The organism is Nocardia sp. NPDC051990 (assembly GCF_040680755.1).
Lineage (GTDB): Bacteria > Actinomycetota > Actinomycetes > Mycobacteriales > Mycobacteriaceae > Nocardia.
On record NZ_JBFAXH010000002.1, the window covers coordinates 497,846 to 518,823 of the forward strand.

19 protein-coding genes are annotated in these 20,978 nt (G+C 66.4%); 14 read left to right on the forward strand and 5 right to left on the reverse strand.

The window, feature by feature from the left end; all coding sequences use genetic code 11:
* Positions 1-307: 307 nt before the first annotated feature.
* Positions 308-1,048: a helix-turn-helix domain-containing protein gene (locus tag AB0L63_RS05970; RefSeq protein WP_364495200.1), complete on the reverse strand. Its 741-nt coding sequence runs from the start codon at positions 1,046-1,048 to the stop codon at positions 308-310.
* Between the two features lie 138 nt (positions 1,049-1,186).
* Between AB0L63_RS05970 and AB0L63_RS05975 the strand changes: the two genes are divergently transcribed.
* The 6 genes from AB0L63_RS05975 (at position 1,187) to AB0L63_RS06000 (ending at position 6,735) form a co-directional block, all read left to right on the forward strand.
* Positions 1,187-1,642 (forward strand): nuclear transport factor 2 family protein, encoded by a 456-nt coding sequence (locus tag AB0L63_RS05975; RefSeq protein ID WP_364495203.1) that lies wholly within the window; start codon positions 1,187-1,189, stop codon positions 1,640-1,642.
* A gap of 81 nt (positions 1,643-1,723) precedes the next feature.
* A complete protein-coding gene (locus tag AB0L63_RS05980; RefSeq protein ID WP_364495206.1) occupies positions 1,724-2,560 on the forward strand; it encodes an SDR family NAD(P)-dependent oxidoreductase in 837 nt (278 codons plus the stop codon).
* On the forward strand, positions 2,553-3,338 hold the full coding sequence (locus AB0L63_RS05985; RefSeq protein ID WP_364495209.1) for an SDR family NAD(P)-dependent oxidoreductase: 786 nt from the start codon (positions 2,553-2,555) through the stop codon (positions 3,336-3,338). The genes AB0L63_RS05980 and AB0L63_RS05985 overlap by 8 nt, the downstream gene beginning before the upstream one ends.
* Positions 3,335-4,816 carry an FAD-dependent oxidoreductase gene (locus AB0L63_RS05990; RefSeq protein ID WP_364495212.1) on the forward strand — a complete coding sequence of 494 codons (1,482 nt, stop codon included), beginning with the start codon at positions 3,335-3,337 and terminating at the stop codon, positions 4,814-4,816. The genes AB0L63_RS05985 and AB0L63_RS05990 overlap by 4 nt, the downstream gene beginning before the upstream one ends.
* Before the next feature lie 13 nt (positions 4,817-4,829).
* Positions 4,830-6,179, forward strand: coding sequence for an MFS transporter (locus tag AB0L63_RS05995; RefSeq protein ID WP_364495215.1), 1,350 nt, complete (start codon positions 4,830-4,832; stop codon positions 6,177-6,179).
* A gap of 67 nt (positions 6,180-6,246) precedes the next feature.
* Positions 6,247-6,735, forward strand: coding sequence for a nuclear transport factor 2 family protein (locus AB0L63_RS06000; RefSeq protein WP_364495217.1), 489 nt, complete (start codon positions 6,247-6,249; stop codon positions 6,733-6,735).
* Positions 6,736-6,962: 227 nt separating this feature from the next.
* On the opposite strand, the gene AB0L63_RS06005 is transcribed toward AB0L63_RS06000, so the two are convergent.
* The 3 genes from AB0L63_RS06005 to AB0L63_RS06015 all read right to left on the reverse strand — a co-directional run bounded on the left by AB0L63_RS06005 (position 6,963) and on the right by AB0L63_RS06015 (position 11,619).
* Complete coding sequence (locus AB0L63_RS06005) at positions 6,963-8,306, reverse strand: MFS transporter (RefSeq protein ID WP_364495220.1); 1,344 nt, start codon at positions 8,304-8,306, stop codon at positions 6,963-6,965.
* Positions 8,307-8,349: 43 nt separating this feature from the next.
* Entirely contained in the window at positions 8,350-10,683 is a 2,334-nt protein-coding gene (locus AB0L63_RS06010) for a cytochrome P450/oxidoreductase (RefSeq protein ID WP_364495222.1), read from the reverse strand.
* Positions 10,684-10,935: 252 nt separating this feature from the next.
* Positions 10,936-11,619, reverse strand: a complete 684-nt coding sequence (locus AB0L63_RS06015; protein WP_364495224.1) for a helix-turn-helix domain-containing protein — start codon at positions 11,617-11,619, stop codon at positions 10,936-10,938.
* A gap of 230 nt (positions 11,620-11,849) precedes the next feature.
* Here AB0L63_RS06015 and AB0L63_RS06020 point away from each other — a divergent pair, with 230 nt between their 5' ends.
* The 6 genes from AB0L63_RS06020 (at position 11,850) to AB0L63_RS06045 (ending at position 17,416) form a co-directional block, all read left to right on the forward strand.
* Complete coding sequence (locus AB0L63_RS06020; RefSeq protein WP_364495226.1) at positions 11,850-12,413, forward strand: MarR family transcriptional regulator; 564 nt, start codon at positions 11,850-11,852, stop codon at positions 12,411-12,413.
* A gap of 229 nt (positions 12,414-12,642) precedes the next feature.
* Positions 12,643-13,842: a homogentisate 1,2-dioxygenase domain-containing protein gene (locus AB0L63_RS06025; RefSeq protein WP_364495229.1), complete on the forward strand. Its 1,200-nt coding sequence runs from the start codon at positions 12,643-12,645 to the stop codon at positions 13,840-13,842.
* Positions 13,839-14,750, forward strand: coding sequence for a hypothetical protein (locus AB0L63_RS06030; RefSeq protein ID WP_364495231.1), 912 nt, complete (start codon positions 13,839-13,841; stop codon positions 14,748-14,750). The genes AB0L63_RS06025 and AB0L63_RS06030 overlap by 4 nt, the downstream gene beginning before the upstream one ends.
* Positions 14,747-15,931, forward strand: coding sequence for a fumarylacetoacetase (fahA, locus tag AB0L63_RS06035; protein ID WP_364495234.1), 1,185 nt, complete (start codon positions 14,747-14,749; stop codon positions 15,929-15,931). Before AB0L63_RS06030 ends, fahA begins: the two co-directional genes overlap by 4 nt.
* Entirely contained in the window at positions 15,928-16,674 is a 747-nt protein-coding gene (locus AB0L63_RS06040) for a CoA transferase subunit A (RefSeq protein ID WP_364495237.1), read from the forward strand. The genes fahA and AB0L63_RS06040 overlap by 4 nt, the downstream gene beginning before the upstream one ends.
* A 70-nt stretch (positions 16,675-16,744) precedes the next feature.
* Positions 16,745-17,416 (forward strand): CoA transferase subunit B, encoded by a 672-nt coding sequence (locus AB0L63_RS06045; RefSeq protein ID WP_364495240.1) that lies wholly within the window; start codon positions 16,745-16,747, stop codon positions 17,414-17,416.
* A gap of 415 nt (positions 17,417-17,831) precedes the next feature.
* On the opposite strand, the gene AB0L63_RS06050 is transcribed toward AB0L63_RS06045, so the two are convergent.
* Complete coding sequence (locus tag AB0L63_RS06050; protein WP_364495243.1) at positions 17,832-18,401, reverse strand: TetR/AcrR family transcriptional regulator; 570 nt, start codon at positions 18,399-18,401, stop codon at positions 17,832-17,834.
* Between the two features lie 75 nt (positions 18,402-18,476).
* Here AB0L63_RS06050 and AB0L63_RS06055 point away from each other — a divergent pair, with 75 nt between their 5' ends.
* Both AB0L63_RS06055 and AB0L63_RS06060 read left to right on the forward strand, forming a co-directional pair.
* Complete coding sequence (locus tag AB0L63_RS06055; RefSeq protein WP_364495246.1) at positions 18,477-19,619, forward strand: FAD-dependent monooxygenase; 1,143 nt, start codon at positions 18,477-18,479, stop codon at positions 19,617-19,619.
* A gap of 668 nt (positions 19,620-20,287) precedes the next feature.
* A complete protein-coding gene (locus AB0L63_RS06060; protein ID WP_364495249.1) occupies positions 20,288-20,800 on the forward strand; it encodes a hypothetical protein in 513 nt (170 codons plus the stop codon).
* The last annotated feature ends 178 nt before the right edge of the window (positions 20,801-20,978 follow it).

The following is a 20,978-nucleotide window of genomic DNA, read 5'->3' on the forward strand; positions in this document are numbered from 1 at the left end:
GCAACGCCGTCCCGGTAGTCATCGCCTCATATCGTAGCCCACCGGTCAGAACCGACGTCACACTGAATCCCCCGGCTGTGGTGACACCGTCGCTATTCTGCTCGAAATCCACGAGGCGGCAACCGAATTCGGCATCCCCCACCCAATTCGCTTGGCCGGTCGCGCAGCATCGCCTCGGCGCGCCATTGCGACAGCACATTCGGGTACCTGCGGCGCGGAGGTCGGTTCGCGTGGGCGGCACGCCGTGTGTTTCGATGCCGGTCTCGCGGTGCGGGCCAGGGATTCTCGCTGGCCCGCACGATGGTGGTCAGCGGAGCAGCAGTGCTCCCAATCGCCGCGCCGCGTCCATGACGGCCGCGCCCAGCTTCTGCTCGTCCGACGAGTCGAACACCGAGACACCGATGCTGACGAGGTCTGCGGGGCGCCGGTTGGGCACGGCGGCCGAGATGCCTGTGATCGAGTGAGTCACCTCCCCGGTCGTCACCGCGAACCCGCGCTCGCGTGCGCGGGTGACCTCGGGGCGTTCCCCTTCACGTGGCGGTAGGGCCGCGAGCATCGCCAGACCCGCCGACCCGCGGTTGATCGGATCGACCTGACCCGCGTGGAATCCGACGTGCGCGCGCGAGTTCCGCGGCTCGATGACCATCATGGCGCGGACCGCGTCCTCGCCCTCCCGGACCGCGAGGTGCGCGGTCGCCTCGATCGAGTCCGCGAGTTCCTCGAGTACCGGTCGCGCGAGTTCGCGCAGATCCTGCTCCACCGAACCCGCGAGCGAGATGAGCCCTGAGCCCAGCAGGATGCGCTTGTTCTCGGTGCGTCGGCACAGGCGGTGTGCCTCGAGGGTGCGTACGAGACGGTCCGCGACGGTCCGATGCACGCCAACTCCGGCCGCGATCTCGGTGATCGTCAGCCCGTACTTGTGCTGCGTCAGCAACTCGACGATTTCGAGCCCATTGTGCAGCGTTTTCGACATTCGTGAATCGAGTTGGACACCGCTGGTCCTTCCAGGGGTTTCGCTCGTTTTCTCATCGGATCGGACCGATGTCATGCATCCCTCCCTTGACGTATGTGAGGTGAGCCACCTACTCTTCACCTTAATCGCACTGTGCGTCCGATTATCGCACACATAGCGAGGCGGTGCAATCTCGATCAGGATGCACCGAAGAGTGACCGAGGAGTTCGTTTCATGACCGGGACCGGTATCAATGGCGCTGCCGACATCGGTGCGGCGGCATTCGTGGAGATCCACCAGCTGTACGGCCGGCAGAGCCACCTCATCGACGAAGGCTCGGCCGCGGCGTGGGCGGCCACCTTCACGGCGGAGGGTGAGTTCCACTCGCCCAGCTATCCGGAGCCAGTCGTGGGGACGGTCGCGCTCACCGAGTTCGCGAACGGGTTCTTCACGAACGCGTCCGTGGCGGGCGAGGCGCACCGGCACGTGCTCACCAACATCGTCGTCGACCGCACCGGCGAGGACGAACTCGAGGTTCGCGCCTACCTGCAGATCGTCGCGACACGGATCGGCGGCGAGTCCCGCCTCGTGCGGTTCACGACCATCACCGACCGTGTGGTGCGAGAGGACGAGCATTGGCGCATCGCGCGCCGGACCGTTTACCGGGACGATCAGAGCCGACCGGCGTGACCATATCGTCACAGCGAGGTCTCAACAGACGAGAGCCTCGAATCTCATGCAGAACATTGCTTTTGGAGGAAACCCTCGATCATGACCGACACCGCCGACCCCCAGAATCCCGGCCGCACCGACGCGTCGCAGATGACGGCGTTGTACCCGGAGATGGCTGGCAAAGTCGCCGTCATCACCGGCGCCGCCCGTGGCATGGGCGCGGCCTTCGCCGCCGGTCTCGCGACCCGCGGCGTGAACGTCGTGGGCGCTGACATCAACGAAGAGCAGATGGCCGCGACCGCGCAGGAGATAGGCGACGCACTCGCCGTGAGCTCGCTCGCCGATACGCCGGGTCGCGTCGTCGGTGCCCGCGTCGACGTGACCAAGGCCAATGAGCACGAGGCCCTCGCGCAGACGGCGCTGACGGAGTTCGGCCGCATCGACTTCTGGATCAACAATGCAGGCATCTTCCCGTTCGCCCTGGTCGAGGAGATCTCCCCGGAGCAGATCGCCGCCGTGCTCGACGTCAACGTCGAGGGCGTGCTGTTCGGTTCACAGGCGGCGGCGCGGCACATGGCCCCGGGCAGTGCGATCGTGAACATGTCGTCGGTGTCGGCGCTGCGCGTCCGGCGTGGCCGCGGCGCGTACTGCACGTCCAAGGCCGCTGTCGCGCACCTCACCGAGTCGCTCGCGGTCGAGCTCGGCGACAAGGGAATTCGCGTCAACGCGATCGCACCCGGCTACATCGACACCGAGATGACCCGCTGGGTCCGCGAGGACCCTGCCGCGCTCGAGCACGCACTGAATGTCGTACCGCTGCACCGCATCGGCTCGCCGGAAGAGGTCTTCGGCCCGCTGCTGTTCCTGCTCTCGGACAGTGCCCGTTACGTCACCGGGCACTCCATCGCTGTCGACGGTGGTTCGCGCCATGTCTGAGTCCATCGCCTACCCGGGCGTCGTGCTCGTCACCGGCGCTGCGGCCGGCATGGGGGCCAACCACGCCAAGGCGCTCGCCGAGCGCGGTGTGCACGTGTGTCTGGCCGACGTCGCGGACACCTCCGCGGTGCTCACCGAGATCGAGGCCGCCGGCGGCAGTGCGTCGGCGCACGAACTCGACGTCGCGGACGCTGCCGCGTGGACCCGCGTGATCGACGAGATCCGTTCCACCACAGGGGAACTCGGCGGATTGGTCAACAATGCCGGCATCAGCCGTCGACGCGAGTTCATGGACACCCCGGACGACGTCTGGGAACTGACCATGCGGATCAACCTGTTCGGGCCGTTCTACGGGATCAAGGCCGCCGCTCCATTGATGAGGGGGAGCGGGGGTGGATCGATCGTGAACATCTCGTCGATCTCCGGGCAGATCGGATATTTCTCGCCCGCGTACGCGGCGAGCAAATGGGGCCTGACCGGGCTGTCGAAGTCGGCGGCGGGGCAGCTCGCGAAATGGGGCATCCGGGTGAACTCCGTGCATCCCGGACTGGTCGGCACCGCTCTCGTCGGGGGAGCGGATGCCTTCATCAACGCCTCGCTGGACAGCATTCCGGCCAGCCGCATGGGCACTGTCGACGAGATCACGAACGCGGTGCTGTTCCTGCTGTCCGACCGGTCCACGTACATGACCGGCAGTGAGGTGACGGTGGACGGCGGCCTGGTATCCAACGGGCTGTACCACCGCATCGTCGCCGAGGCGGGAGGGGTCCTCTCATGAGTGAAGACACCTGGGACGTCGTCGTGATCGGCGGCGGCGGAGCGGGACTCGCGGCTGCCGTGTCCGCTGCGGAGCAAGGCGCGTCGGTGCTGCTGTTCGAGTCGCAGACCGAGCTGGGCGGCTCGACGCAACTGTCGGCGGGTCTGTTCACCGCGGCCGGGACCAGCGTGCAGCGCGGCCTCGGCATCGAGGACACCGCCGAGAAGTTCTTCCAGCACTACATGGATCTCAACCACTGGATGCTCAAGCCGGGCCTGGTCCGGGCGTTCTGCGAGAACTCCGGACCGACGGTCGAATGGCTGATCGGCCTCGGCGTGGAGATCCCCGCTTGCGAATCGGCCAACGCGCACATGCCGGGTCTGTGTCAGGCTGGTGTCGAGGACGTCTGGCGCGGCCACGTGCCCAAGGACCAGGGCTACGGGCTGGTCCAGGCGCTCGACAAGGCGCGCCGAGAGCGCGGCGTCGAGGTCGTCGTGAACACCCGTGTGCAGTCGCTGGTTGTCGAGGACGGCGGGGTGGTCGGTGTCGTCGCCGACGACATCGAGGTCCGAGCGTCGGCGGTCGTGATCGCGAGCGGTGGGTTCGCGCAGAACAAGGGCCTGGTAAACCAGCTCTACCCGTTCGCGAACAGGGGCGGGGACTCTCTCTTCGTCGTGGCCGCCCCGGGCAGCCAGGGTGATCACCTGGCCTTCGGCGAGCAGGTCGGCGCGGCCGTCGCCGGTGCGGGCTGGGGCCTGATGCTGCCGACGGTCTACTTCCAGCGGTACCACCACTGGCAGTCGGGCTTCCCGCCCAAGTCGCGGATCTACGTCAACGGCCGGGGCCGGCGGTTCATGGACGAGGACGCGTCGTACGCGGTCTCGACCGGGATCATCGACGCGCAGGAGGGTGGCGCCTGGGTCGTGTTCGATGACAGGGCTCGCCTGAATCTTCCTGCCGGATATGCTGATTGGGATTCCGGTCGGATTCTCGAAGAGGCCGATTCCGGACGGACGCTGCGGGCCGATACCATCGCGGAACTTGCCCGGAAGATGGGCGTGCCGGCCGATGCTCTCGAGGCGGCCGTCGCCCGATGGAATGCGCAGCTCCCGAACGGCGTGGACGATGACTTCCTCCGTCATCGCACGCTGGCGAACAAAGGCTCCACCGCGGACCCGGATCCGATCGATCAGGGGCCATTCTATGCCGCGCGGTTGTTGCCTGCCGAACTCGTCTGCACACACGCGGGCGTCGAGATCGACAGCAACGCGTCCGTACTGGACCGGACCGGTAGTCCGGTCGACGGACTGTTCGCGGCTGGGGAAGCCGGAGCCGGAATCCTCGGCCTCCGGTATGTAGGCGGCGGCAACGCCGTAGCGAACGCCCTCACAATGGGCCGGGTCGCCGGAATAAACGCCGCACGTACCGCGCGCGGCGAGTCGATGACATCGACGGCAATAACAACCGCAGCACCGAGCGTGTTGCGTGCTAGACACTGACAAAGGACCACCCATGGCAATAAACGACACCGTGGAACCCGCGGCTCGTAACTCCGAGCCCGCCCGCGGACCGGCCCCCGTGCCGGCCGAGCAGAAGCAGTCCACGGTCAAGGTGGTTCGGGCCGCCATCGTCGGTACCGTCGTCGAGTACTACGACTTCGGTATCTACGGCTACATGGCCACGATCATCGCATCGCTGTTCTTCGTCTCGGAGAACGACACCGCCGCGCTGCTCGGCACGTTCGCGACGTTCGCCGTCGCCTTCTTCCTGCGTGTGCCGGGCGGCATCTTCTTCGGCCATATCGGCGACAAGTACGGCCGCAAGAACGCCCTCTCCTGGACGATCCTGCTGATGGTCGTCGCGACCGCGGCGATGGGTCTGATGCCGACCTACGTCACGCTCGGTGTGTGGGCGACGGCGATCCTGGTGCTGGCCCGCTGCCTCCAGGGCTTCGCGGCTGGCGGTGAACTGGGCGGTGCCAACGCCTTCGTGTCCGAGTCCGCTCCGGCCAAGTGGCGCGCCTTCCAGACCTCGATGGTCAACTCGGGCACCTACCTCGGTTCACTCGTCGCGTCGCTGATCGCGCTCGGTCTCACCTCGGTGTTCACGCACGACCAGATCATGTCGTGGGCGTGGCGAATTCCGTTCCTGCTCAGTGTCGTGATCGGTGTGGTCGGCGTCTGGATCCGCAACCACATGGAGGACACCCCGCAGTTCAAGGCGCTCGAGGACAAGGGCGAGACCGCGAAGGTCCCGGTCAAGGAGCTGATCACCAGCTCCGGCGGCGCCCTCGTCAGGATCATCTTCCTCGGTGCGCTCATCACCGGCGGCTACTACATCGCCTCGGTGTACGCGGCGACCTACCTGCAGAAAGCCGGTGGGCAGTCCTCCACCGTCGCGTTCCTGTCCACGTCTCTGGCGCTGATCCTCGGTGTAGCCACGCTGCCGATCTCGGGCTACCTGGCCGACCGCTACGGCCGCAAGCCGGTACTTTTCGTCGGCAGCATCGCCGCCGTGGTGCTGGGTGTCCCGATGTTCATGCTGATGGCGGGCGGGAGCATCTGGCAGGCGGTCCTCGGCCAGTCGGTGCTGTTCATCGCGGTGTCGGTGGTCAACGGTGCGTCATACGTGACGTACGTCGAGATGCTCAAGGCGTCGGTCCGCTACAGCGGTCTCGCCCTGGGCAACAACATCACCAACATGGCCCTCGGTGGCACGGCGCCGTTCATCGCGACGTGGCTGATCGACGTCACCGGTAACAGACTCGCGCCGGCCGGCTACTTCGTGTTCTGCGCGCTGCTCACCCTCGGTGCGGTGTTCTTCGTCAAGGAGACCAAGGGCATCGAACTCCGCGCCGACTAGTACTGCTCGGTCGGGCCCTGCCGGTGGCGTCATCGGCAGGGCCCGTTTCGTTCCATAGGAGATGCACATGTCGCTGATCGACAAGCAGGAGATCACCGAGGTCCTCTACCGCTACGCACGGGCGGTGGACCGCAAGGACTTCGACCGCGTGGCCGACTGCTACTTCCCGGACGCGATCGACAACCACGGTGGCTACGTCGGCACCGTGGACGGCCTGATCGAGGACATGAAGTCCCGGCATGCCACGATCGATTCGTCCCTGCACTACATCACCAACGTGCTGATCGACCTCGACGGCGACACGGCGAACGTGGAGTCGTACTGCCTGTGCTATCTGCGGCAGGCCCCGGCGCGGCCGGGGGCGTCGCAATCGCGCGCAACCATCAAGTGCCGCTACGTCGACCGCTTCGAGCGGCGCGACGGGCAGTGGCGCATCGCGGACCGCATCGTCGTATTCGACGAGTCCGTGACCGACGAGATCGTGGACGGCCTTGCCTCCTCCTGGGTCCGATCACGTCGGTCCTTCGAGGACCCGGTCTTCACCGGAAAGCCCTGACCGGCAACGCTTCCGGGGTCGCGAAGACGACAGCGCCGGCACCCTGTCCGCGGGTGCCGGCGCTGTCGTGCATTGCTCACCGCAGCTGGGGGAACACCCTTTCAATACTGGTGGCCAGCGCGACCGGTGCCTCGAACGTCGCACGAGTCGGGCCTCGGTCCCACCCCGGGCGGGGCGGGACCGAGGCCCAGATATCAGGTCGTGTGGGCCGACCGAACGGTCTCGCCTCAGGCGATGTCGTCGAGATCCACGCCCTTGGTTTCCCGGCTGAACAAGACGGCGATCACCGTGATCGCCATCGTGACCACCAGATAGCCGACAACCGTACCGACACCGAAGTTCTTGATCAGCCAGACCGCGATGAACGGCGCCGGGGCACCCGCGATGATCGACGAACCCTGGAACACCAGCGACGAACCGGCGTAGCGGTAGCGGGTGGGGAACAGTTCGGTGATCCACGCGGCCTCCGGGCCGGCGAGCATGCCGTGGAAGAAGGCGCCCACGCACACCCCGAGCCACAGCATCGGCAGGCTCTCCAACTGGACCAGCCAGAAGAACACCGGCGCCCAGATCACAAGGACGATCGCGGGCATCAGCAGAGCCTTCTTGCGGCCAACCCGGTCGGACCACGCGCCGCCGCCGATCATGCCGACGAACTGGAACAGCGACGCGAACGTGACGGCCATGATGATGTCGCCGCGGTGGAAGTCGAAGTATGTGGTGGCGTATGCGATGACGAAGACGGTGTAGACGTAGAACGCGATGTTCTCGCCGAGGCGCATGCCAAGGCCGGTGAGGACCTCACGCGGGCGCGACAGCGCCTCGAGGATGGACGAACGCTCCCGAGCCACCGGCTGGTCTGCCGCCTGGGCGGCCTTGAAGACGGGGGACTCCTCAACACCGCGGCGCACCCAGAAGCCGATGATCAGCAGCGGGATCGCGAACAGGAACGCGACTCGCCAACCCCACCGGTCGAACCCGTCGTCGGACAGCAACAATCCGATCACCGAGACCACGACGGTGGCGAGGACGGTACCCAGCGGGGCGCCGGCCTGCGGCCAGGACGCCCAGAAGCCGCGCTTCTTCGGCTCGCCGTACTCGCTGACCAGCAGCACCGCCGCACCGAACTCGCCGCCGAGAGCGAAGCCCTGGATCATGCGAAGAACGACCAGCAGGCCGGTGGCCCAGATACCGATTTGGTCGTAGGTGGGCAGGAGGCCGATCGCCGCGGTCGCGGTGCCCAGCATCAGGAACGTGACAACCAGCATCGGCTTGCGCCCGAACTTGTCACCGAGGTGGCCGAAGACGATGCCGCCCAACGGGCGGGCGACGAAGCCGAGGCCCTGCGTGGCCAGGGCCAACAGCAGCTTCGCGACACCGCTGTCGCCGGGGAAGAACAGCGGACCGAGGACGGTCGCGGCGAGGATGCCGTAGATCGCGAAGTCGTACCACTCGAGCACGGCACCGGCCATACTGCCGGTGAGGACGCGCGTGAAGCTGGACTTGGGTGGCTGGTCGATCGCAGACGAGCCCGGCGGTACTGCGGGCGCGGGGACGGTCGGAGATCCCATGACGGATCCTTTCGGGTGCTGAAGGAAAATTTGGGGAGGTTGGTCAGAGCGCGAGGGTGATCTTCTTGCCGCATGCGCGCGAGCAGCACGTCATCATCGACTTGTTCTGAGCCCGTTCGGTTTTGGTGAGCACCATGTCGCGGTGATCCACCTCGCCATCGAGGATGGGGGCTTCGCACGATCCGCACAGCCCCTCTTCGCAGTCGCTCTGGATGTCGATGTTCGACGCGCGCAGGGCGTCGAGCACCGTCTGATCTGCGGCCACCTGGATAGTCAGACCGGAGTCACGCAATTCGACCTCGAACGCGTGCTCATTGGCCGGGTCGAGCGTCGCCAGATTCGACGTGAAGTGCTCGACGTGGAGGGAGTCTTCCGGCCAGTGCGCGGTGGCCTCCTCTAGCGCGGCGAGTAGTCGCTGCGGGCCGCACGAGTAGATCTGCGTCCCGTCGACGGGGACGTCGAGCAGGGCCGGGATGTCGAGCCGGTTGCCCGCCGCGCTGGAGTGCACCTCGAGCTTGTCGGTGTGGTCGGCCGTCAGCCGGTCGAGCAGCGCCATCGTCGCGAGATCGCGTCCGCAGTAATGGATCTCGTAGTCCTTGCCGGCGGCCTTCGCGTGGTCGGCCATCGCGACGATCGGGGTGATGCCGATGCCGCCCGCAATGAAGACGTAGCGCTCGGCGTCCGGGTCGAGCTTGAAGTGGCTGCGCGGTCCGCGCATCTTCAGCATGTCGCCGGCCTGCAGGGTGCGATGCACGTAGCGCGAGCCGCCGCGGCTCTCGGGCTCCTCGAGCACCGCGATCTCGTAGTGCGACAGGTCGTTCGGGTCGCTGCACAGCGAGTACTGCCGCGACAGTTCCCCGAGTTCGACATCGATGTGCGAGCCCGGGGTCCACTTGGGCAGCGGCTTGCCCGACGGATCGGACAACCTCACGCGCACGACACCGTCGGCGGCCGGGGTGATCGCGTCCACCGTGACGGTCCGCGAGATGTTGGTCTTCGACGGCTCGCCGATCTGCACCGGCTGGCGGTTTTCGAGGATCGACGGATCGGCATGCTCCGGATTCTTCTCCGGATCCCATTGCACCCAAACGTGATCCGGCCCGCGGAACGACGTGTTGGGCAGGTAGGTGAACTCCTGGTCGGGGACCAGTTCCATGTGCGGGAGGCGCTTGGTGAACTCCTCGAGGAAGATCTGCATCTCCATGCGGGCGAGGTTCTTGCCCATGCACTGGTGGCTGCCGTACCCGAACGTCAGGTGATCGCTGGAGTTCTCGCGCCGGATGTCGAAGTCGTCGGCGTTGTCGAAGTGGCGTTCGTCGTGGTTGGCGGACAACGTGGCGATCAGCAGCTTCGAGCCCTTGGGGATGTCGATGCCACCGATGGTGGTGTCGTCGGTGACCAGTCGGCGCCACGCGGCGACCGAACCGGAGTGGCGCAGGCACTCCTCGACGGCGTTGGGGATCAGGCTCGGGTCGGCGCAGATCTCCTCCCACACGCTGCGGTTCTCGAGCAGTAGGCGGAAGGCGTTGGCCGACGCGTTGGCCGTGGTCTCGTGTGCCGCAACGATTCCCGCCATCATCATCGAGTGCAGGTACGAGTCGGTGACGACATCGGGCTGCTCCTGCTGCATGCGGATGCCGAACGGCATCCAGCCGTGTCCGGACGGATCCTTACGCATCTTCTCGAGCACCTGTCCGGCGTACTGCCAGAATTTACCGACTGCCTCGGCCACCGCGACCTGTTGCTCGGGCGCCGGACGTCCCCACGTGTTCACGGTGTGCGCGATCGAGTACTTGCGCATAGTGTCCATGTCCTCCTCGGGCACACCGAGGAAGTGCAGGGCGACGGTGAGGGGGACCTCCCACAGCATCTCGTCGACGAGGTCGGCCTTGCCGGACTCGATGAAGCGGTCGACATACTCGCGGGTGAGCCGGCGGACCATTGGCTCGTGGTGGACGAGTTCCTTGGGGGTGAACGGGTCCATCAGCACGCGGCGTCGCGGCATGTGCGCGGGCTCGTCCTCGTTCACGAGGGTGCGCGACATCGCGTAGTCGTACTTGGCGAGTGTCGCGGTCGCCTCGTCGGAGACCGGGGTGATCTTCTCGAGTGCGATCGACGGCGAAAACAGGATGTTGTCGCGGAAGACCGCCTTGACATCCTCGTACCGGGTGACGACCCAGTAGCCGATCTCGGGGCTGTAGAACACCGGTTCCTCGTCGCGCGACCAACGCAGCGACGCCGCAGGATCGATCTGGTACGGGCCGGTGAAGGGATCGAAGGCGGCGGCATTCGCGGAAACCGGGCAGCCTGTGGCCGGTACGGCCGTGGGGCGGCCGGTGTTCTGTAGGGCTGCGTGGTCGATCGGGCACACGCTCATGACTGGCATCTCCGTCTGTCTAAACTGCGCTGAAATGCGGAGTTACTAATAACGCACACAATGTATCGGTGAGCGAACTTCGGACAGAGTAAGCGCGGTCACATTCGAGGTCAAGTACGGCTTGGATGACGACGCAGATGGCCTGTTCCGAGGTCCTCAGGATGACCTAATTGCCCGCGCCCGGTTCGCGATGTGCGCACCGGTCGTGTGGCAGGCCCACGAAACGGGCAGGAGAGAGGGAAGGGGGTAGCGTCAGACGCTGATGAGATGCTCGACCTCGCGGGCGGTGCGCATCACGGCATCCGCGGCCCGGTCGGTGTCGAGCCCGTCTATTGCGACGACGCCGACACTGCGTTCGAGGCCGGTGTTCGAGCTGATCCCCTCCGGGAGGGCGATGCCGGACGCGATGCCGACGGCGCCGTGCTCGAGCTGCCCGCGGGTGAGGCTGTAGCCGTCGGCGCGGGCTTGGCGGACGGCATCGGAGTCGCCGGGCGCTTCCGGGCGCAGCGCAAGGATTGCGATGCCGGCCGCGCCGCGCTCGAGCGGGTGGCTGCTGCCCACGCGGTAACCGACCCGCAGCAGGGCGCCCTCCGGTTCGGCGACCATGATCACGACACAGTTCTGGCCCTGGGCTGCGGAGATGAACGCGGTCGCGAGCGTTTCGTTGGCGAGCGCGTGCAGGACGGGCTGGGCGTCTCTCGTGAACTGCGGTTCGAACCGCGAAGCGAGCACGGCGGTGGCGACGCCCAGCCGGATCCGGCCGTCGGCGGTACGGGTGACCAGTGAGTGTGCTTCGAGGGTGGCGACGATCCGATAGCAGATGGCCCGGTGGACGTCGAGTTCCTTGGCCAGGTCGGCCACCGAGATTCCGGACGGCGACTGCGCGACGATGTTGAGCGCGCGTAGCCCACGGTCGAGTGTCTGCAGCGTGCTCATGTGCGTCCTCTCGGTGTCGTCGTCCGGGCCCTTCGGTTCGAATCCTTTGTACAGAATTTCCGGCGCGGAGCGGTAACCCGTTGGGGCGCAGCGTTCGCCGTTGTTGATCGGCATGATCGGAGGACGGCGGTGAGGTATTCGTGAATAGTTCACAGATATACTAATTGGGTGAGTATTCGGGACCGCCCGCGCTGCGCGCATCCACTACCGGCCGCGATAGGGTCGGCCGCATGAGCGGGGACGAAAGACGCAGCGCGGTGGAGCATTCGGCGACGCCCGACTCGCTCGACTTCTGGTCGTTCATCGACCTCGCGAATCGGCGGCTGAGCACCGAGTTCGGCTCCACGCACCAGCTGGCCACCCAGGTTCTGCTGACCCTCAATCGGGCCGCGAATGTGGTCACCTACGACCTGGAATCCTCGGTGCACCGGCCGCGAGGGCTGTCGTGGTCGGCGTTCCGGCTGATGTTCGTGACCTGGCTCGCTGGCCCGATCGAGTCGAAGAGTGCCGCCAAGCTCACCGGTATGAGCCGCGCGGCCGTGTCGAACCTGACGAAGACGCTGGAAGCGGGCGGCCTGCTCGAGCGGACGCCGGATGAGCACGACGGGCGCTCGGTGCAGCTGTCGCTCACCGAGAAGGGGCGCGCCGAGATGGCTGCCACCTACCGGGAACACAACGAGCGCGAGTACGCGTGGGCAAGCGTGCTTACCGAGGCCGAGCAGCACATTCTCGTGATGCTGCTCGACAAGTTGATCACCAACCGCAGCCAGTTCGACGTCCGCGGCCGAAACTGACGCCACTGTCTCGCGTTGTGCGTACTCATCGGCGCCCGGGATGTCGTCGCTGGGTGCGCGAAGGCGAGGCTGTTGATGTGGTTGCGTTCACGCGCTGAAACTAGTTAATGTGTTTACTAATATCGGAAGGGGTCGACGGCCGTGACGATCGCAGTCGCGATGCCGTTCCGCCGACGGTCACGACCACAGCCCGGAGCGAACCGGGCGCGAACACATCAGGAGGCCGGTCATGGCGTTCTATCGACAGCTCGGCAACATCCCGCCGAAGCGTCACACCCAGCACCGGGACGAGAACGGCCAGCTCTACTTCGAGGAGCTGATGGGCGAGGAGGGCTTCTCGTCGGATTCGTCGCTGCTGTACCACCGTCACATCCCGTCGGCCATCGTCGACGCGACAGTGTGGGAGCTGCGTGACCAGAGCACCACCCCCAACCATCCGCTCAAGCCGCGGCACCTGCAGCTCCACGACCTCTTTCCGGAGCAGACGTGGGCCGAGACCGACGTTGCCACCGGCCGCCGACTGATCCTGGGCAACGCCGACGTGCGCATCTCGTATGTGGTCTCTGCCAAGGAGTCCCCGCTGTACCGCAACTCGCTCGGCGACGAGATGGTGTACGTCGAATCGGGCGAGGCGATCGTCGAGACCGTGTTCGGTGCCCTGCACGCACGTCAGGGCGACTATGTCCTGATCCCGATGTCGACCACCCACCGCTGGGTGCCGCAGGGGTCGGAGCCGTTGCGCGCGTATGCGATCGAGGCGAACAGTCACATCGTCCCGCCCAAGCGCTACCTGTCGAAGTACGGTCAGCTGCTCGAGCACGCACCGTACTGCGAGCGTGACCTGCACGGCCCCACCGAGCCGCTCGTCGCCGAGGGCACCGATGTCGAGGTGCTGGTCAAGCACCGGGCCGGCGGTCGGATCGCCGGCACCCGCATGGTGTACCCGAACCACCCGTTCGACGTCGTCGGCTGGGACGGCTGCCTGTACCCGTACACCTTCAACATCTCCGACTATGAGCCCATCACCGGCCGCGTGCACCAACCGCCGCCGGCACATCAGGCGTTCGAGGGCAACAATTTCGTGATCTGCAACTTCGTGCCACGCAAGGTCGACTACCATCCGCTGTCGATCCCGGTGCCGTATTACCACTCCAATGTCGACTCCGACGAGATCATGTTCTACTGCGGTGGCGACTACGAGGCCCGTAAGGGTTCGGGCATCGGCCAGGGTTCGATCTCGATCCATCCCGGCGGCCACGCCCACGGCCCGCAGCCCGGCGCGTACGAGCGCAGCATCGGCGTCGAGTTCTTCGACGAGCTCGCCGTCATGGTCGACACGTTCCGCCCGCTCGAGCTCGGTGAGGGTGCGTTGGCATGCGAGGACCAGGCCTACGCATGGAGCTGGTCCGGAAGGGGGCCGAACAAATGACCATCTCAGCGCTGCTGAGGGGCCTGTGCGACGACGCGGCGCTGTTCCCACCGGGGAACGCTTCGATCGGCGAAGCGGTCCCAGCGCACTTCGCGCACCAGAGCAGCGACCACGCCGCGCTGGTGGGGCCGTTTGTGTTCCCCGCGCCGCGGCTGGGTGAGCTGCCCGTGATCCTCGCTGTGACCGACGGCCGGCTCGAGCTGAGTCTCATCGTGCCCGGCGGCACCGCCGCCGTTCCCGGTGCGCTCGAACAGCTGCGCGGCATCGACGACGTGCAGCTCGTCGCGTTGGAGATCGCCGTGCCCGAGGGACAGACTCCCGACGAGCTGTTCGCCGCGCTCGACGAGATCGCCTCGACCGCACCGGGTGTCGACATCTTCGTCGAGGTCCCGCGCGACGACCGCCGTGCCGAGATCCTGTCCCACCTGGCGAGGACGCCGTACGCGGCGAAGTTCCGCACCGGCGGCATCGTCGCCACCGCCTATCCGGATGAGGCCGAGCTTGCCGCCGCCATTCACGCGGTCGTCGGTGCGGGCGTGCGGTTCAAGGCAACCGCCGGTCTGCATCATGCGGTGCGGAACACGGACCCGCACACGGGATTCGAGCAGCACGGCTTCCTGAACATCATGCTCGCGGCCCATCGGGCCGCCGATGGGGCGGGTGTCGACGACATCGCCGCCACGCTCGCCGATCGTGACGGAACGAGCCTCGCCCGAGAATTGGCAGGGCTGTCTGCCGAGGCGGTGGACGTGTTGCGCGCGACCTTCCGGTCCTTCGGCACCTGCAGCATCAGCGATCCGCTGACCGAACTGGTCGGCCTCGGATTGGTGCCCCAAGCTTCCACCGAGCCCGCCGCGCCTATGGGCTCGGTGGACTCCACCTCGACCGAGGGAGGATCCCCCGCATGACCGTCATCTCGATCCCCGCCGATTCCCTGTTCGGTGTCGACAACCTGCCCTACGGTGTGTTCTCGACCGCCGACGCGGGCCAACGGGTCGGTGTGCGCGTCGGTGACAGCGTCGTCGACCTCGCGAAGGCACTCGGCGACGAGGTCTTCGCCCACCCGACCCTCAACGCGTTCATGGCCCAGGGCCGCGAGCGGTGGGTCGCGGTCCGCGCGCGGATCACCGAGCTGGTGTCCGGTCAGATCGCCGACGACGCAGTCTTCTCGATCGACGACGTCACGATGCATCTGCCCATAGCCGTCGCGGACTACGTCGACTTCTACGCGTCGGAGAACCACGCGACCAACCTCGGCAGGTTGTTCCGTCCGGATTCGGCTGCGCTGATGCCGAACTGGAAGCATTTGCCGGTCGGCTACCACGGCCGGTCCAGCACCGTCGTTGTCTCCGGCACCGATATCGTGCGTCCGTGTGGGCAGCGTAAGGCCCCCGCCGACGCCGTGCCGTCGTTCGGTCCGTCGATCCGCCTCGACATCGAGGCCGAGCTGGGCTTCATCGTCGGTGTCGGCTCGCCGATGGGCTCCTCGATCACCCCGGATCAGTTCGCCGAGCACTGCTTCGGCGTGGTGATCCTCAACGACTGGTCGGCACGTGACATCCAGGCGTGGGAGTACGTCCCACTGGGCCCGAACCTGGGCAAGAGCTTCGCGACGTCCATCTCCCCGTGGGTCGTTCCGCTGCTGGCGCTCGAGGCCGCCCGCATCGACACCCCGGTGCAGGACCCGAATCCGCTACCGTACCTGCGGGGCGAGGAGAAGTGGGGCCTGGACATCGACCTCGAGGTCGAGTGGAACGGTCACGTCGTCTCCCGCCCGCCATACGCGCAGATGTACTGGTCGCCCGCGCAGATGCTGGCGCACACCACCGTCAACGGTGCCGCCGCCAGCACGGGCGATCTGTTCGGGTCCGGCACCATCTCAGGTCCCGAGAAGGCGCAGCGCGGTGCCTTCATCGAATTGACCTGGGGTGGCGCCGAACCCGTCACCGTCGGTGACGGGCAGCGCACGTTCGTCGAGGACGGCGACGAGATCTCGATCTCGGCGACCGCGCCCGGCGCGAGCGGCGGCCGCATCGGCTTCGGCGAGGTCCGTGCCCGCATCCTGCCCGCGACGGGAGAAGCCCGATGAGCAAAGTCTTCGCAACCGCGGCGGAGGCCGTCGCGGACATCGTCGACGGATCGTCGCTAGCGGTCGGTGGTTTCGGTCTGTGCGGCATCCCGAGCGAGCTGATCTGTGGTCTGGCCGAGCTCGGCGTGACCGGGCTCGAGGTGTTCTCCAACAACTGCGGTGTCGACGATTGGGGTCTGGGAATCCTGTTGTCGGCCGGTCAGATTCGTCGCGTCACCGCGTCGTACGTGGGCGAGAACAAGGAGTTCGCGCGGCAGTATCTGTCGGGTGAGCTCGAGGTGGAGCTGACCCCGCAGGGCACGCTCGCCGAGCGGCTGCGGGCCGGGGGCGCGGGTATCCCCGCGTTCTACACCCCGGCCGGTGTGGGCACACCAGTGTCCGAGGGCGGGCTGCCGTGGCGTTACCACGCTGACGGATCGGTCGCGGTCGCGTCGCCACCCAAGGAGACTCGCGAGTTCGGCGGCAAGACGTTCGTGCTCGAGGAGTCGATCGTCACTGACTACGCGCTCGTGCACGCCGAGATCGGTGACATGGAGGGCAATCTCGTGTTCAACAAAACCGCGATGAATTTCAACCCGTTGGCCGCGATGGCGGGCCGGGTCACCATCGCACAGGTGGAAAAGCTGGTCGAGCCGGGCGAACTCGATCCCGCGCAGGTCCATCTGCCGGGCGTGTTCGTGCAGCGGGTGGTGCGTACGGGGATGGGGGACAAGCGAATCGAGAAGCGGACGGTGTCGGCATGAGAGGTCAGGCCCGGAGGCGGCAGCGCAGCGTGACCACGCAGGGCCCCGCTCATGTCGGAAAGGATGCAGTATGAGCTGGTCACGGGAGCAGATGGCCGCGCGCGCCGCGGCCGAGATGATCGACGGTGAGTACGTCAACCTGGGGATCGGCCTGCCGACCTTGATCCCCAACTACCTCCCCGAAGGGGTGAAGGTGGTTCTCCACTCGGAGAACGGCATCCTCGGCACCGGCCCCTACCCAACGGACGATCAGGTCGACCCCGACCTGATCAACGCCGGGAAGGAAACGGTGACGGTGAACCCGGGTGCGGCGTTCTTCGATTCGGCGTTGTCGTTCGGCATGATTCGCGGTGGACATATCGACACCGCGGTCCTCGGTGGTATGCAGGTTTCCCGGAACGGGGACCTCGCCAACTGGATGGTGCCGGGCAAGATGGTCAAGGGTATGGGCGGTGCCATGGATCTGGTGCACGGTGCCCGGCGCGTCATTGTGGTCATGGAACACACTGACCGCGATGGCGGCGCCAAGATCGTCGAGCAGTGCTCGCTTCCGCTGACGGGCCAGGCGGTGGTGCAGCGCATCATCACCGATCTCGGCGTTATCGACGTCCAGGACGGCACACTGGTACTGCGGGAACTCGCGCCCGACGTCACCGTCGAGCAGGTGAAGTCCGCGACCGGTGCCGAACTGGTCGTCGACCTCGCCGCCGCCGAGTGCTGCGTTCCTGAAGGTGGCAGATAAAACGGCGGCGGAGGGTTCTCGGCCATGGGCATGAAGCATCCCCATGGCCGTGCGCGGGCGTTGAGGGCGGTGGTCGGCGAAGGTCTGACCGGCGGGTTTCTCGGCGGAAGATGCACCACCGTGCTTCTTGCAGGGGTGCCTTGATCCGGTGCCGTCGACCGACCACCCCGGCGCGGGTCCGGAAGTGCGGGGCGAGACTGGGCCCAACTCGTTGGCGCAGACGACCGCGGCGCCCTTGCCTCGGACGCCGATCCCACTCTGGTCGTTTTGGGACTTGGCGACCTGATTCACATCCACGCCCCCCGCCTGGGCCGCGACTTGACCGCGAACACGATCAACAAGGCGGTCGCCGTGATTGTTGACGGAATCGCCGCTCGGTCGAGGTGATGGGCCGCAGTGATGCGCGCTTGATGGGTCAAGAGATGAAGCTGCGCAACAGGATTCGGATGATTTCGTTGAGGTGCTGCGAGTAGCGGTCGGGGGTGCCTGCGCCCGCCAGTTGGTCGAATATCAGACCGTCGAGGCAGGCGACGAACGCGTGCGCGCGTACCTCCGGGGCGGGTGCGCCGAGCTCGGCGAAGAGTTCTGAAGCTATGGCGCGGATCCGAGCTCCGCTATCAATCAAGGCCGTGCGCAGCTGGGTGCGGCGGGTCGATTCGAGGGCCAGTTCGTAGCGGGCGAGCATGCGGTCGCGGTCGGTGGTGGTGAAGCGGCCGACGAGGTTGTTGAGGATGTCGGCGATCTCGTCGACTGCCGGGTTGTCGACGGGTTCGGTGGCGAGCTCGTCGGTGTCGAGTTCGGCGAGGCGGTGCACTGCTGCTTCGAGCAGGGACTCACGGGTGCGGAAGTGGTTGGAGCAGGAGCCTTCCGGTAGGCCCGCAGTCTGGTCGACCGCACGGTGGGTGAGCCCACGCAGGCCGGAGCGGGCCAGGGTTTCGATCGCAGCGTCGGCCAGAAGCGTGCGTCGGTCTGCGGTGTCGGTCACGGTTGCTTCCCATCTGTCGCATCGTCCACTACAACTGTAGTCTGAAAGATGACTACATCTGTAGTGGAGGTTATCGTGAGTGGTAACAGGACGGCGATCGTGGTGGGCGGCGGCATCGGTGGTCTGGCCACAGCCATCGCCCTGGCCGACCGTGGCTGGAAAGTCGAGGTATTCGAGCAGGCACCCGAGATCGGGGAAGTAGGATCGGGAATCTCGTTGTGGGCCAACGGTGTGCGGGCGCTGGATGCGCTCGGCCGTGGGCAAGAGGTCAGGACGGTCGGGCAGATCGACGCCGAGGCCGGTATCCGCGACAGGACGGGTAAGTGGCTGTCCAAAACCGATACGGCAGAGCTCGAGCGTCGGTACGGGTCGACGGTCGCCATCCGCCGCGCCGATCTGTTCGCCATCCTGGCTGCGGCCCTGCCGGTGGATACCCTGCGACTCGGCATCGTGGTCACCGCCGTCGACAACAACGGCACGAAAGTGCGGGTCACGCACACCGGTGGCGTGTCCGAGGCCGCTCTCGTCGTCGGTGCTGACGGGATCCGTAGCGTAGTGCGGGAGTCGCTGTGGCCGCATGCGCGCGAGCCCCGGTACTCCGGCTACTCCACCTGGCGGATGATCACCCGCCCTCTGGGCTTCGCGCCCGGTAGTAGTGAAACCTGGGGCCGGGGTGAGCGTTTTGGAGTCGTCCCGTTGCGGGACGGGTGTGCATATCTGTTCGGCGTCGCCGACGCTCCGGAGGGGCAGCGGTTCCCGGGGCGTGAATTTGTCGAGGTGCAGCGCAGATTCGCGCACTGGGCCGATCCGATTCCCGCCGCCCTTGCCGCGGTCGACCCGGACGCCGTGCTGCGCCACGACATCTACGATCTGCCGCCCCTGGACACCTTCGTTCGTCAGCGTGTCGCCCTGCTCGGAGACGCCGCCCACGCCATGACGCCGAATCTCGGGCAGGGTGCCAACCAAGCTCTCGAGGACGCGGTGACCCTCGCCGCAGTGCTGGACCGGCAGCCGATCGAGTCCGCGTTGGCCGAATACGATCGGCTGCGCCGCAAGCGCACCCAGTCCATTGTGCGGCGTTCCCGAATCATCGGCGACGTGGCTCAATTGTCGTCGCCGATCGCAACCCTATTGCGCGACACTGCGATCCGACTGTCGTCGAGCAGCGCGATGTTGCGCAACCTGGATCCGGTGCTGAGCTGGAATCCACCGCAGTAATCCACGCCCCGAGCGTGGGAATGCTCTGCGCCGCAGCGGGATTCGTTCGGTGACGAGCCGCTGTACGGCGGGCCGACCGGACCTTGTGGCGGGCGTGTGCCAGGACGCACGGCGGCGATGTTCTCGAACTGCCGGACAGCGACATCGGGAGAGTTTCGGACCGCCACCCGCAATTGCTTCATCCGGAACTCGTACCGACTCCCGTCGAAAGCATCGCGCAAACTGACGTTTCCAGCGGCGAAGCTGGTGCGGCGACTTCGGATCCCACAGTAAGAACCGCCACACACTGCGGGTGGGGACTGTAGATATACAACAGCTCGGTCCCTCCCTCGGCGTTCGGTTTCGTTCCTCTTGCGGAGCCGCAGAATTGGATGGCTCTCGGCGCGGAGGGATAGCCCGGACGTCAGTCGTTGGTCTCAGCGGCGGACACGCGGCCGAGGTCGCGGTCTTGGAGCCGATAGCGGCAGTCGGCGCTTCCGCCTGACGCGCGAAGATGTCGTGGAGTTCCTGATCGTCGAGGATGATTGCGATGAAATAGCTGTCAAGCGGTATGTGCGCCAACGATTTGCTCTGAAATGCGATATTGTCCGAAGCCAAGAAGATACTCGGGAGCGATCATATTCAGTGCGGTTCTTCTGGGAACGTCGAAAATCGGAACGAATGGAAGTGTGGTGAAGATCAAGAAGCTCCTGGCCACTGCGATCATGGCCATCGCGGCCACCGGTACAACCACCGTCATGGCCAACGGTCAGGCCGGGGTGGCCTCGGACGTCACCGTCGGTGCGAACGCCGGCCCCGTCGCCTACACCACCCTCGCCGCCGATCACACCAGCGCGCTGGTCCGGCTGGCGGCCGGCAGATTCACGCTCGGCCCCGACGCGGTCACCGTGGCCGCGGACGACGGCACCGTTGTCGGTACCATTCCGACGACGGTGCACGCCCAGACCGGGCAGACGTTCAACCTCACGCCGGCGCTGGACAACACCGGCACGGAATTGACGCTGATCCCGGCATCGACCCCCGTGCCCGGGCTGCACCAGGCGCAGGGATTCTTCGCCGTCGTCGAGGTCGGCGAGATGATCGGTTGTGTCATCGGCATGCTCATCGGGATCTGGTTCTTCCTGGTGGGTGCCATCATCGGCTGTGCGGTCGGTGCGATCATCGGCCAGTTCATCGGCTAGGGCTTCCCCTCCATCGGCTGGGGCTTCGCCACCGCCAACCGAGCTGCCCGCCAGCCGGCGTCCGAACCGCCTCCGCTCTCCGCTACCGTCGCGGGCTACCGTGCGGTATGGCACGAATCGTGGTGGTGGACAGCGTCAACGCGATCGAGCCCGACTGCATCAGCGGCGATGAACAGGT

What these genes read in the sequence shown, in the direction of transcription:
- AB0L63_RS05970 (WP_364495200.1), bottom strand. Translation starts at nt 1,048, where the DNA reads ATGACATCGGTCCGATCCGATGAGAAAACGAGCGAAACCCCTGGAAGG.
- AB0L63_RS05975 (WP_364495203.1), top strand. Translation starts at nt 1,187, where the DNA reads ATGACCGGGACCGGTATCAATGGCGCTGCCGACATCGGTGCGGCGGCA.
- AB0L63_RS05980 (WP_364495206.1), top strand. Translation starts at nt 1,724, where the DNA reads ATGACCGACACCGCCGACCCCCAGAATCCCGGCCGCACCGACGCGTCG.
- AB0L63_RS05985 (WP_364495209.1), top strand. Translation starts at nt 2,553, where the DNA reads ATGTCTGAGTCCATCGCCTACCCGGGCGTCGTGCTCGTCACCGGCGCT.
- AB0L63_RS05990 (WP_364495212.1), top strand. Translation starts at nt 3,335, where the DNA reads ATGAGTGAAGACACCTGGGACGTCGTCGTGATCGGCGGCGGCGGAGCG.
- AB0L63_RS05995 (WP_364495215.1), top strand. Translation starts at nt 4,830, where the DNA reads ATGGCAATAAACGACACCGTGGAACCCGCGGCTCGTAACTCCGAGCCC.
- AB0L63_RS06000 (WP_364495217.1), top strand. Translation starts at nt 6,247, where the DNA reads ATGTCGCTGATCGACAAGCAGGAGATCACCGAGGTCCTCTACCGCTAC.
- AB0L63_RS06005 (WP_364495220.1), bottom strand. Translation starts at nt 8,306, where the DNA reads ATGGGATCTCCGACCGTCCCCGCGCCCGCAGTACCGCCGGGCTCGTCT.
- AB0L63_RS06010 (WP_364495222.1), bottom strand. Translation starts at nt 10,683, where the DNA reads ATGAGCGTGTGCCCGATCGACCACGCAGCCCTACAGAACACCGGCCGC.
- AB0L63_RS06015 (WP_364495224.1), bottom strand. Translation starts at nt 11,619, where the DNA reads ATGAGCACGCTGCAGACACTCGACCGTGGGCTACGCGCGCTCAACATC.
- AB0L63_RS06020 (WP_364495226.1), top strand. Translation starts at nt 11,850, where the DNA reads ATGAGCGGGGACGAAAGACGCAGCGCGGTGGAGCATTCGGCGACGCCC.
- AB0L63_RS06025 (WP_364495229.1), top strand. Translation starts at nt 12,643, where the DNA reads ATGGCGTTCTATCGACAGCTCGGCAACATCCCGCCGAAGCGTCACACC.
- AB0L63_RS06030 (WP_364495231.1), top strand. Translation starts at nt 13,839, where the DNA reads ATGACCATCTCAGCGCTGCTGAGGGGCCTGTGCGACGACGCGGCGCTG.
- fahA (WP_364495234.1), top strand. Translation starts at nt 14,747, where the DNA reads ATGACCGTCATCTCGATCCCCGCCGATTCCCTGTTCGGTGTCGACAAC.
- AB0L63_RS06040 (WP_364495237.1), top strand. Translation starts at nt 15,928, where the DNA reads ATGAGCAAAGTCTTCGCAACCGCGGCGGAGGCCGTCGCGGACATCGTC.
- AB0L63_RS06045 (WP_364495240.1), top strand. Translation starts at nt 16,745, where the DNA reads ATGAGCTGGTCACGGGAGCAGATGGCCGCGCGCGCCGCGGCCGAGATG.